The sequence below is a fragment of the Paenalicyclobacillus cellulosilyticus genome, assembly GCF_014647315.1.
Taxonomy (GTDB): domain Bacteria; phylum Bacillota; class Bacilli; order Alicyclobacillales; family Alicyclobacillaceae; genus Alicyclobacillus_J; species Alicyclobacillus_J cellulosilyticus.
Genome location: NZ_BMOY01000054.1, coordinates 1 through 12,030 on the forward strand (window position 1 = coordinate 1; position 12,030 = coordinate 12,030).

Below are 12,030 nucleotides of genomic sequence, written 5' to 3' on the forward strand. Positions count from 1 at the left end.
ATTTTTGGCCGTTGACTGCAAAATCCTTGCACATGCATTCGCGTTCAGAGACCAGAATTCCTTGTCGGAAGCGAGATGTTCGCTCGTTCAGCAGACCCTAATTAAGCTTTGATCCCATATCGCGTGTGTGTACAGGTAACGCAGCGTTTTCCCAAAGGGACGGCTTGCGTGCAGTGACTCTGCTACCAAATTGAGCCGTTTAGAGAGTTCCTCCATTTCGGCTGACATGCGGTCAAACGTGACAACATCTTTCGGAATCTCACGCTGCAGTACACTGCCCAATTTGGCATAGACGGACGCCTTGTCGCGATTGAAGTCATATACCCGAGCCACGTGATGCTGTAAGCCGATAGCAGATAGACGATTGTACACCACTTCAAGCGCTACTGGCTTCTGACAAACAAGCAACACACGCTGTCCACGTGCCAAGCGATCCGCAATGAGGTTAACAATGACTTGAGACTTACCCGTCCCCGGGGGGCCGTGAACAATTAACCCGTCTCGATTACGTGAGGCAATTACGGCTGCTTCCTGGCTCACGTCAGTGTCCAGTACAAAGAAGGTCTCCGCTTCTCTCACCTCATTGAGGATCTCCGGTTTTACCTCTGCCAACTGTTCTTCGTTTGGTGTTTCATTTAACAATCGATATAACAGACCATCTTGCGGTGGATTCTCCAATAATGCGTCGTAATCATTGATCAGCGTACTGGTCGATTGTCGAAACTTCCCCATGACCATGTACGGCTCAATGCGGAATGGCACCCGTTCTGTCGGGACGTCCCTTGAGTTCAGGACAGGAAACGGCTTGATGACAGCGGACGTTTCGCCATTGGTAACATTCAAGCCTGCCTGTCGAAGGAGGTTAACGAGAAAAGAAACAACATTCTCTTTCGGGACTTCAAAGTTTTCTTCCCTCAGAAGACGTCCTAAGTCTACTTCTAGATACCGCCTCAATGCCAAAATTAGTATGGGATTGATGAACGGCGGGTTCTGTTCATCTAACTCTACAGTCCAATACTGAGACTTACGAATCGTTTTCTTAACGAGTCTTGCCGGATACAGAACAAGCGGGCTGCGGACATAAAAATCTTCAACCAGCGTGCCTTCGAGAAAGCCATAGGCAACATGAAAGACATTGGTTCCCGTCTCCTGTTCGATGAGATCAATCTCACGTTTTAGAGAAGTCAGTCGACGGTTCAGAATCGCCTCATCTTCAGTGACTGCCACGACGGACAGCACTGGTACCTCTGGCTTCATGGAAAGAATATCCGTTGTAATACGTTTTTCCATTCCCGGCTCGATCGCTGCAAAACTTGCGATGTCAAAATGATTCTTGTGAGTTATCCGTAGCAAGCGTAAACCGGTATTTTTCTTTGATAGATCGATCAACCTGTCCCGATATCGTTGCAGAAGTTCTTGCATTCGTGCACCTCTCTCTCTTCGACATATACTCTCATGATATGCTAAACTCCGCATCTATAAATTCTACAACAATGGGACACCTGGTAGCGATAGGGTTTTACCGTGTACTTAAATCCTTTACTATAACTCACGTTTGACAGCTAGGACGTGTCCTAGTAACCATTGAAGCAATTTCCAGAAGGAAATTTTCGGATCAATGGCGAAACCTTATGGCAACAGCGTTGAAGAGGCTTTCGCCATGCCACGAATGAAGTTCCGTGGTCACCACGACGATCAACTGCTCCTTCTTCCGTCTGACTTAAACGAGTGGTTGCCGGAACCCATCCTCCGCGCCCATCGTCACCTTCTGTGCCTGGTGATCCTTCCGGATGCTTTTCGCATTGGACAAAAGCGGTAAATCCCGGTCCATTCACCCGCTATGAAATCGCGAACATTTGTAAATTTGATTGAATCTGGAAACCCCACCGCACACCGACCCAAGCGGCCGTCACTCCGTTTTTTGCACCCGTGTGTAGATGCCCATGTCCAAACCCAACATCCCCAGCACTCGGTCCACACCAGGATTCCGCTTCGGTGTGACGGCTCTAATCACGTACTCCAGCGTCTCGTACAGTATGACCGCAATCAACATCAAGCACCCAAACGAATCGACTCGCCGGGAAGTTCAACTGGAAATCCTCCCGCATAGATGACGCGCGCGGACTTCCTTCGTCATGGATTCGTGAAATATCTGCCCAAAATTTGATGGGCACCGCATTTCGGGCGCGGAAGATGAGCTTGACGTTAACCAGCGCATTGGTTTCGATATCATACGTTTACCGATTATAAAATATTACCATTCGATGCACACGTCTTTACAAAAGCGAACGCGCTCGTCTCGTTCGAAAAGTTGCATTTTGAATGGTTTTCCGGTACAACGTAAAAGGACGCCATTTTTGGCGTCCCCACGCGGAAAATCGGTTTTTGCCTGGTGTCGAGGACGGGACTTGAACCCGTACGGTTAACCCACACGCCCCTCAAACGTGCGCGTCTGCCAATTCCGCCACCTCGACACGACGAACGTCTGTCAGCCCGAACGACAGCGGAACCACAACCGTCAACCTGCTGTCCGGCTGCGACAACGTACATTATACCGACGGCGCCCCCGCCTGTCAACGCGATGTGAGGCCTATGGGGGCACCGCACCTCGGGGCTGCCGGCGTGCCGCCGGACACCGCCACGACACCGCCGCGCCCAATTCGGGCAGAAGCGCCTCATGGCTGCCGCCAGGCCGGGTCGCTGCCGTAAATGCGCTTGTAAAGGTCGTAATTGTAAAACACCCGGTCCACAAAGTGCCGCGTCTCACCGACCGGAATGGCCATGATATGCTCGAGGCGGCCGTCCCACACGCCACGCCCCAGCCATCCCTGGACGCGCTTCGGACCCGCGTTGTAGGCCGCGATGGCCGCCACCGCATTGCCTCCGAACCGTTCCATAAGATAGTGGATATACCAGGTGCCAATCCGAATGTTGATGTCCGGCTGGGCGAGGTCAATCCGGCTTCCTACGGCATCCGCCGGCAGCGGTTGTCCGTCCCGGCGCATCTGGTTCATCACCCACTCGGCGGTGGCAGGCATCAACTGCATGAGGCCAACCGCACCGGCGTGCGATACATCGCGGGAACGGAACTGGCTTTCGACGCGGATCACGCTGGCGACGAGCAGAGGATCGAGTCCTGCCTCTCGCGCCGCGCGCTGGATGGTCTCCTGATACCCAATGGGATACATCCAACGCCAGAACGCGTTCGACATGATGAGCGTCACCACGGCGATGAGCAACAACAGACTGACCACGACACGCCGGTTCATCACCCATACCCTCAGCGCCGGGCTGCGGCGGCGCGAATCACTTCCCATACGCGCTGCACCTGCTCCTTCGTCTCATCCAGGCTGTGGCTGTTGTCAATCACGAAGTCCGCAAGCCGACGCTTTTCCTCAATCGGCATCTGCGCCTTGATCCGCAGCCGCGCCGCTCGTTCGTCCAATCCATCCCGTGCCATGATGCGGCGGAGCTGTACCTCCTCCGGCGCGTAGACCAGCACGGTCACGTCGACCATGTCGCGCGTCGGTCCTTCGAACAGGAGCGGGACATCCCAGACCACCGGATCGTGCGGGTGCAGCTTCAGCCTGGCCTTGGTCTCCGCCATCATCCCCGCCCGCACCCGCGGGTGGACGATGGCGTTGAGATCGTTGCGGGCCGCCTCATCTTGAAACACCATCTCGGCCAAGGCCCTGCGGTTGAGCGACCCGTCGGGGTTCAACACCCCGGGGCCGAAGCGCGCGACCACTTCACGCAAACCTTCGGTTCCCGGCTCCACCACCTTGCGCGCCCACACGTCCGCATCCACCACAAATGCACCCAGTTCCCTGAGCATGCTCGACACCGTGCTCTTCCCCGTGGCGATGCCCCCTGTCAAGCCGACGATCACGCCGTTCCCCCCTCTCCGGGCGACGGCTGGCAGACGGGACAAAAGTGCGTCCCGCGTCCTGCGACCCGCACCTTGGCGATGGGCGTTCCGCAGCGCGGGCAAGGTGCCCCGGCCCGGCCGTACGCGGCCAGTGAAACTTGAAACCCGCCGTGGCGGCCGTATCCGTCGGCGTACGTCCGGATGGACGACCCGCCCGCCGCGATGGCCCGTGTGAGCACGTCCCGCAGTGCCGCGAGCAGGCGCGCTGCCTCCGCCTGCGACAAGCGGCACGCCGGCGACTGGGGATGAATCCTGGCGAGAAACAGCGCTTCGTCCGCGTAGATGTTGCCGATGCCCGCCACGACCGTCTGATCGAGCAGCACCGCTTTGACCGGTGCCCGGCGGCGTGCGAAGCAAGCGCGCAACACCTCCGCGGTCAAGCGCGGGTCGAACGGCTCCATACCGAGGGCCGCCAGCCCTGGCGGCAGCGGATCGTCCGGGCCGACGAGGTCCATGGTGCCGAACTGCCGCACATCGCGGTAACGCAACTCGGAGCCGTCGGTGAACTGGAAGACCACATGGGTGTGCGGCGCCAACGGCGCACCGGCCGGCTCGAGCCGGTATTGGCCCTCCATGCGCAGATGAGAAACCAGCGTATCCGGCGGCACGGAAAACAGTAAATATTTCCCACGGCGAGCAATCCCCGTCACCGTCCGTCCAGCCAAGCGGTTCGCGAAGAGAACCGGATTGGGCGGCGTGCGGATGATGCGGGCCAGACGGACCTCCACCCGGCGGATGGTCTTGCCGACGACCCACGGTTCCAAACTGCGGCGCACTTGTTCCACCTCAGGCAGCTCGGGCACCCACTCACCCCCTCGCTGTCCGCTTCCGGATCTGGGTATCCCCGCGTCACGTCGCGTCACTTGGCGTCGTACCACGTCTTCCCCGTGTGAACCTCCACCTTGAGCGGCACGTCAAGCGCAATCGCGTGCTCCATCTTGTCGGTGACGAGGCTTGCCAAGGCGTCCGCCTCCGCTTCGGGACACTCGAAGATGAGCTCATCATGGACTTGCAACAGCATCCGCGCCCTCCAACCGGTTTCAGACAACGCCCGGTCAATCTCGACCATGGCGAGCTTGATGATGTCCGCCGCCGATCCTTGAATGGGCGTGTTCATCGCCGTGCGCTCGGCGAAGCTGCGCAGGTTGTAGTTGGAGCTGTGGATGTCCGGAAGGTAGCGCCGGCGATGGAGCAGGGTGGTGACATACCCCTGCCTGCGCGCCACCTCCACAATTTCCTTCATATACTTCGCCACGCCCGGAAACTTCGCCAGGTAGTCCTGGATGAATTTCGCCGCCTGGGCGCGCGGGATGTTCAGATTCTGCGCCAAACCGTAGTCGCTGATGCCGTAGATGATGCCGAAGTTGACCGCCTTCGCCTGCCGGCGCATCCACGGCGTGACCTCCTCCGGCGGCACCTCGAACACGTCGGCCGCCGTGCGCGTGTGGATGTCCATCCCCTGCCGGAACGCGTCGATGAGCGCTTCATCTCGCGACAGATGCGCCAGGATGCGCAACTCAATCTGCGAGTAATCGGCAGACAGGATGACCCAATCCGGGTACGATGGCTCGAAAGCCCGCCGCAGCTTGCGGCCTTCCTCCAAACGGATGGGGATGTTTTGCAGGTTCGGCTCGCTGCTCGACAACCGCCCGGTGGCTGTCAAAGCCTGATGGAAGCGGGTGTGCACGCGTCCTGTCTCCGGGCGGATGACCTTGAGCAACCCTTGGACATAGGTCGACAACAACTTACCCACCTGGCGGTAGTCCAGGATGTGCTGGACAATCTCGTGGTACGGCGCCAGCTTTTCCAGCACGTCCGCGCTGGTGGAGTAACCGGTTTTCGTCTTCTTCTGCGCCGGCAACCCCAGCTTGTCGAACAGGATCTCGCCAAGCTGTTTGGGCGAATTGATGTTGAACTCCGTCCCTGCCAACGCGTAGATCTTCTCGGTCAACGCCTGCAACTGCTGTTCGAACTCGGCCTCGAGTTCGCGCAGCCGGTCCGCGTTGACATAGAAGCCCAGCACCTCCATCTTCGCCAAGACGAACGCCAGCGGCAGTTCCACGCGCGTAAAGAGGTCGTCCAACGCCTCCGCGGCCAGATCCGCCGCCAGCGCTTCCCGCAACCGCGGCAAGAGCGCCGCCGTACGCGCCAGGTCGGCAGGGTCAACCTCCTCGCCGAGCGCCGTTACGGGCGGCCGTATCCGCAGCACCCGTTCCAACAGATCCGGCAAACGCACCTCGCCATCGGACGGATTGAGCAGGTACCCGGCCAACATGACGTCAAAATACGAACCGTCATGCACGAGGGAGGTACCGTGGCGCTCCAGCAACACGGCGAGCGCTTTGACGTCGAAGACCACTTTCTCCAAAGCGGGCGACCAGAGCGCATGCAGGTCTTGCACGCTGAGCTCGCCGTTGAACGGCACATACACCGCTTCGTCCCGATCCGCCACCGCCATTCCCATCAACTTCCCGGTCTGATAGTCGCTTCCACGCCAATCCGGGAGAATGCCGACCGGACCAGTCCGACGTGCCATCCAGGCGGCCAACGCGTCGTGTGTGGTGAGCCGTCGGAAGGGGACATCCACATGTTCGCGGGCTGCTTCCGAGACAGCGACCGTCTCACGGTCTTGTGCCTGCTCGTTCACCTCCCCGATTTCCCTGGAAATCCGTTCGAGAATGGAACGGAATCCCAATTTATGGAATACCGGCATCAGGCGCACCGGATCGTAACCGGCGTATGCGAGGTCATCCCAGTGGATGGGAATGGGCAGATCGCGCCGGATGGTGGCCAGCTGTTTCGACAGCCGCGCGGCTTCCGCGTGTTCCGCCAACTTGGCCTTCAGCTTCGCCCCCGGCACGTGATCCAGGTGCGCGAGGATGGCTTCGAGGCTGGGAAATGATTGAAGCAGTTTCACCGCCGTCTTTTCCCCGACCCCTGGCACGCCCGGGATGTTGTCCGACGGGTCTCCCATCAACCCTTTGAGGTCCACCACCTGCTGCGGCGTGATGCCAAGGCGCGCCTTGACCAGAGCGGGATCGAACCGCTCCATGTCGGTGATGCCCCGGCGGGTCAGTGCCACATGCACCCTGTCTGATACCAGTTGCAGCAAGTCTTTGTCGCCCGACACGATGAGGGTCTGCATCCCGGTGGCCTCGGCCATCCGGCTCAGCGTGCCGAGGATATCGTCCGCTTCGAACTCCGCGAACTCCAGCGCCGGAATACCAAATGCCGCCAGCACTTCCCGCACGAGCGGAAACTGTTCGGACAACTCGGCAGGCGTCTGCTGGCGGGTCCCTTTGTATTCCGCGTAGAGTGCATGGCGAAACGTCTGTTTCCCTGCGTCGAACGCGACGGCGATGTGGGTGGGCTGCTGCTCCGAGAGCAGCTTGAGCAACATCTGGGTGAAGCCATAGACCGCATTGGTGTGCTGGCCGGCTGCGTTGGTCAAATCGGGCAGCGCGAAGAACGCGCGGTAGATGATGCTGTTGCCGTCGATGAGGACGAGCTTGGCGGGTTCGATGGTTACGCACCCCGTTTCCGGCGGGCCGCCCAAAGCCCGCATCTTCCGTCCCCCATTGTAACACGCACAAAGACCACCCGCAGCATGCGAGTGGTCTTTGTGCCTTCACCACGTATGCACCACGGAAATCCGCGACGACGCCGCTTCTCCTTGGCGGGTCGCCGTCTGTCGCTTCTCACGGGATTGCGCCCTCAACTTGGCCTGCCGTTCACAATCCGAGGGCCACCCGCGTCGTGTTGCGGACCGACTGGGCCGATTTGTCGAGCTCCGCCTTCTCTTCCGGCGTGAGCTCAATCTCCACAATGCGCTCAATCCCGTTGCCCCCAAGGATCGTCGGCACGCCGAGGAACAGGTCGTGGTAACCGAACTCGCCTTCCAAATACGCGATGGCCGGCAGCAGGCGCCGCTTGTCTTTCAGGATGGCCTCCGCCATCTGCACCAAAGACGCCGCTGGTGCATAGTAGGCGCTGCCGGTCCCGAGCAGGTTGACGATCTCGCCGCCGCCTTTGCGCGTCCGCTCGACGATGGCGTCAATCCGCTCCTTCGGCAGCAGCTTCTCGAGCGGGATCCCGCCGACATACGAGTAGCGGATGAGCGGGACCATGTCGTCGCCGTGCACGCCGAGCACAAAGCCGCTGACGTCCTCCACCGAGACGCCCAGCTCCTCCGCAACGAACGTCCGGAAACGGGCGGTGTCGAGCACGCCGGCCTGCCCGATGACCCGGTTTTTCGGAAAACCGGACGCCTTGAACGCGACGTGCGTCATGGCGTCCACCGGATTGGAGAGGACAATGAGGATGGTGTTGGGTGAGAACTTGGCGACCTGCTCTGCCACCGAGCGCACGATGCCTGCATTGGTGGTGACCAGGTCATCCCGGCTCATGCCCGGCTTCCGGGCGACGCCGGCGGTGATGATGACAAGGTCAGACCCCGCCGTGTCCTCATACGAGGAGGTGCCGAGGATATGCACATCCTTCCCGACGACCGGCGTCGCCTCCAACATGTCGAGCGCCTTGCCTTTCGTCGGATTTTCCAGGTTCGGGATGTCGAGCAGCACCACGTCGCCCAATTCCTTGAGCGCCAGCATGAACGCGGTCGTCGCGCCGGTGAACCCGGCGCCGATGACCGAGATCTTCCTTCTTTTCAACACGTGCCTTCCCTCCGCCTCCGTTCACTTCACCTGGCAAACCATACGCATCACGCCCAAACCGAAGCGTCACAGGTTCGCGATGATGGCATCCGCGAACTCGGACGTCTTGACCTCGCGCGCACCTTCCATCAGGCGGGCGAAATCATAGGTGACAATTTTCTGCGCAATGGTCTTCTCCAGCGCGCGCGTGATGGCGTCGGCCACCTCTTGCCAGCCCAGATACTCGAACATCATGACGCCGGAGAGGATGACCGACCCCGGATTCACCTTGTCCAGCCCGGCGTACTTCGGCGCCGTCCCGTGCGTCGCCTCAAACACCGCATGCCCCGTCACGTAATTGATGTTCGCACCCGGCGCGATGCCGATGCCGCCCACCTGCGCGGCCAAGGCGTCGGAGATGTAATCTCCGTTTAAGTTCATGGTCGCAATGACGTCGTATTCCGCGGGCCGAGTCAGGATCTGCTGCAGGAACGCGTCGGCGATCACGTCCTTGATGATGAGCTTGCCCTCGGACTCCGCTTGCTTCTGTGCCGCATCCGCGGCCGCCTGACCCTGTTCCGCCTTGATGCGGTCGTACTGCGCCCACGTGAACACCTTGTCCCCGTACTCCCGCTCGGCCAATTCGTACCCCCAGTTCTTGAACGCGCCCTCGGTGAACTTCATGATGTTGCCTTTATGTACCAAGGTCACGCTCTTGCGTTTGTGCCGCAGGGCGTATTCGATGGCGGCGCGGACCAACCGCTCCGTCCCCTCGCGCGACACCGGCTTGATGCCGATGCCCGACGTCTCCGGGAAGCGAATCTTGTTGACACCCATTTCCTTCTGGAGAAACTCGATGACCTTCTTGGCCTCCGGCGTGCCCGCGGCCCACTCGACCCCCGCATAAATGTCTTCCGAGTTCTCCCGGAAGATGACCATGTCGACCAGTTCCGGATGCTTCACCGGCGACGGGACGCCTTGGAAGTAGCGCACCGGACGCTGGCAGACATACAAGTCGAGCAATTGCCGCAGGGCTACGTTCAACGAGCGGATACCGCCCCCCACGGGTGTCGTCAGCGGTCCTTTGATGCTGACGATGTATGCGGACAGCGCGGTCAGGGTATCGTCCGGGAGCCACTCCCCGAACAGGTTGTACGCCTTCTCTCCCGCATATACCTCGTACCACGCGACCTTGCGCTCGCCGCCGTACACCTTGGCGACCGCCGCATCGAACACGCGCACGGACGCCCGCCAGATGTCCGGCCCCGTGCCGTCTCCTTCAATGAACGGGATGATAGGATGATTCGGAACACGAAGTTTTCCATTCTCCAGCGTGATGGGCTCTCCCTCGGCGGGGGGCTGGAAGCGTTTGAACTGCACCATGCGATTGCGGGCCTCCCTCGATGAATGTCTGACGCGCCGTTTCCTTCAATCCGCCCGCGTGCGCGGGTTCCTTTTCTCAGCCAAGTCCTCGCCCCGAGCGGCGAACGACCATCGGCGCATGACGCCAAGTAGCGTTGGCGCGGCAGGGTACGCCTGCATGCCAACACCCATGATACCATACGACTAGATTGAAGCAAGCGTGGAAATTTTGCACACCTGAAACAAGCAGACTTACAACGCCGCAGCGGCGGTTCACTTGCTCACTGCGGCAGCAAAAACCCCATCCTGCGCTTCACCTCGGCCAGCGTCGGCGCCGCCAGGGCTGCGGCGCGCTCGGCACCATCGCGCAACACCCGCTCCACCTCATCCGAAGCCATCAGCTCGCGGTAACGCGTCTGAATCGGGCGCAGTGTCTCGATCACGACCTCGGCCAGGTCGTTCTTGAACGGCCCGTATCCCTTGTCGGCATACTGTGCCTCAATCTCGGCGAGCGAGCGGTTGGCGCACAGGGCGTAGATGGTGAGCAGGTTGCTCACCCCCGGTTTTTGCTCCGGATCGTACCGGACCTCGCGGCCGGAATCCGTGACGGCGCGGGAGATCTTCTTCCGGATGACGTCGGGATCGTCGAGCAGAGAGATGTAGGCGTTCGGGTTGGCGTCACTCTTGCTCATCTTTTTCTCCGGTTGCTGGAGGCTCATGATACGACCGCCGATCTTCGGGATCATCGGTTCCGGAAGCTTGAACGTCTCCCCGAACCGGCTGTTGAACCGCTCCGCGATGTCGCGCGTCAGCTCCAGGTGCTGTTTCTGGTCCTCGCCCACCGGGACGAGCGTCGCTTGATACAACAGGATGTCGGCCGCCATCAGGACGGGATACGTGAACAACCCGGCGGTGACCACGTCCTTCTGCTCCGACTTGTCCTTGAACTGGGTCATGCGGCCGAGTTCCCCGTAATGAGCGATGCACTGGAGGAGCCATCCCAGCTCCGCGTGCGCCGGAACGTGCGACTGCACGAACAGGACAGCCTTGCCCGGGTCAATCCCGACGGCCAAATACAGCGCCGCCAAACTCCGCGTGTTTTGACGTAGCGCCTCCGGGTCCTGCGGCACCGTGACGGCGTGCAAATCGACCACGCAGAACAGACACTCCGCCTCATGCTGAAGGGCGACGAACTGCTTCATCGCACCCAGGTAATTGCCGATGGTGACCACGCCGCTCGGCTGAATGCCGGATAACACGCGTTCCATGCTTGTGCCCACTCCTTTCGTGAAAGCGGACGAGCCCGTGTCCCCGCAACGGTTTGGCAGCGCCAACCGGTCACTCGTCGCTTCACGCTCGTCCTCTGACGGCCAATAAAAAAAGCCGTCCCGAGTTTGGGACGGACGTTGCCGCGGTGCCACCCAAGTTCACGCCGACAGCCTCTCCGGCGTGCCCTCTGCAGCCGGTGCACAACTTCCTGCCACGCGAAGCGGGCGCGTCATCGGCATCACCATAGCCCGCTTGACCTGGCATGCGCCACCGGCCTGGCCGGATATCGGCGGCCCACCGGACGAGACTACGCAAGCCCCTGCGACAGCCACACAGCGGCCATCCGCTGCGGCAACCACGCACGCGGTATGCCGCAGGCTCTTCGCCCCGTCAGCTCCGGGACCCATTCCGCGCGGACCTGCCGCCGGGCTCTCACCATCCCCGGCTCGCTGCGGGCCGCTCCCCGCGCGTACTCTTCCCATCATCGCCCAAATGTATGAAACGGCCAGCCCAGCCGCTGCAAACCCTTGATGAAGCCCCAGCCACCGTACGGTGAACGGAAGGGGGCGCCACCGAATCAACCGGCGCGCTCCCCTTCTCATCATCCAATCCACCCCGGGGTGACCGGGCGCGGGTATACCTTCTGGATTGCCTCGATTATAGCGCATCCTCCCGGCGCACGCAAGGCATCGCGATCACTCACTTAAAATCTAACTGAAAGGGGTCCAGATCACTCAAATCGAAATCAAACCGAAGGGATCGTTGTGCGAATGTCATTGAAGAGCCGCCGTGAGTATCTGACCAGCATGCGCGAACGCT

At 60.4% G+C, this 12,030-nt stretch carries 8 protein-coding genes and 1 tRNA gene; all 9 read right to left on the reverse strand.

Annotation, left to right across the window (positions count from 1 at the left end; genetic code table 11):
- Positions 1-87: 87 nt before the first annotated feature.
- Positions 88-1,422 (reverse strand): DUF4011 domain-containing protein, encoded by a 1,335-nt coding sequence (locus IEX97_RS12045; protein ID WP_188883333.1) that lies wholly within the window; start codon positions 1,420-1,422, stop codon positions 88-90.
- A 968-nt stretch (positions 1,423-2,390) separates the two neighbouring features.
- Positions 2,391-2,474, reverse strand: a tRNA-Leu gene (locus IEX97_RS12050).
- Positions 2,475-2,675: 201 nt separating this feature from the next.
- Positions 2,676-3,317 (reverse strand): lytic transglycosylase domain-containing protein, encoded by a 642-nt coding sequence (locus IEX97_RS12055; protein ID WP_229776880.1) that lies wholly within the window; start codon positions 3,315-3,317, stop codon positions 2,676-2,678.
- The gene (gene coaE / locus IEX97_RS12060; RefSeq protein WP_188883335.1) at positions 3,281-3,889 is read right to left on the reverse strand and encodes a dephospho-CoA kinase; all 609 of its coding nucleotides are present in this window, start codon (positions 3,887-3,889) and stop codon (positions 3,281-3,283) included. The genes IEX97_RS12055 and coaE overlap by 37 nt, the downstream gene beginning before the upstream one ends.
- Positions 3,886-4,731, reverse strand: coding sequence for a bifunctional DNA-formamidopyrimidine glycosylase/DNA-(apurinic or apyrimidinic site) lyase (mutM, locus tag IEX97_RS12065; protein ID WP_188883337.1), 846 nt, complete (start codon positions 4,729-4,731; stop codon positions 3,886-3,888). The genes coaE and mutM overlap by 4 nt, the downstream gene beginning before the upstream one ends.
- A gap of 56 nt (positions 4,732-4,787) precedes the next feature.
- Positions 4,788-7,493, reverse strand: a complete 2,706-nt coding sequence (polA, locus tag IEX97_RS12070; protein WP_188883339.1) for a DNA polymerase I — start codon at positions 7,491-7,493, stop codon at positions 4,788-4,790.
- Positions 7,494-7,659: 166 nt separating this feature from the next.
- A complete protein-coding gene (mdh, locus tag IEX97_RS12075) occupies positions 7,660-8,601 on the reverse strand; it encodes a malate dehydrogenase (protein WP_188883340.1) in 942 nt (313 codons plus the stop codon).
- A gap of 66 nt (positions 8,602-8,667) precedes the next feature.
- Positions 8,668-9,963: an NADP-dependent isocitrate dehydrogenase gene (gene icd, locus IEX97_RS12080; protein WP_188883341.1), complete on the reverse strand. Its 1,296-nt coding sequence runs from the start codon at positions 9,961-9,963 to the stop codon at positions 8,668-8,670.
- 260 nt (positions 9,964-10,223) lie between these two features.
- Positions 10,224-11,210 (reverse strand): tryptophan--tRNA ligase, encoded by a 987-nt coding sequence (gene trpS, locus IEX97_RS12085; protein ID WP_188883342.1) that lies wholly within the window; start codon positions 11,208-11,210, stop codon positions 10,224-10,226.
- Positions 11,211-12,030: the final 820 nt, after the last annotated feature.

What these genes read in the sequence shown, in the direction of transcription:
- IEX97_RS12055 (WP_229776880.1), bottom strand. Translation starts at nt 3,317, where the DNA reads ATGGGAAGTGATTCGCGCCGCCGCAGCCCGGCGCTGAGGGTATGGGTG.
- IEX97_RS12045 (WP_188883333.1), bottom strand. Translation starts at nt 1,422, where the DNA reads ATGCAAGAACTTCTGCAACGATATCGGGACAGGTTGATCGATCTATCA.
- trpS (WP_188883342.1), bottom strand. Translation starts at nt 11,210, where the DNA reads ATGGAACGCGTGTTATCCGGCATTCAGCCGAGCGGCGTGGTCACCATC.
- icd (WP_188883341.1), bottom strand. Translation starts at nt 9,963, where the DNA reads ATGGTGCAGTTCAAACGCTTCCAGCCCCCCGCCGAGGGAGAGCCCATC.
- polA (WP_188883339.1), bottom strand. Translation starts at nt 7,493, where the DNA reads ATGCGGGCTTTGGGCGGCCCGCCGGAAACGGGGTGCGTAACCATCGAA.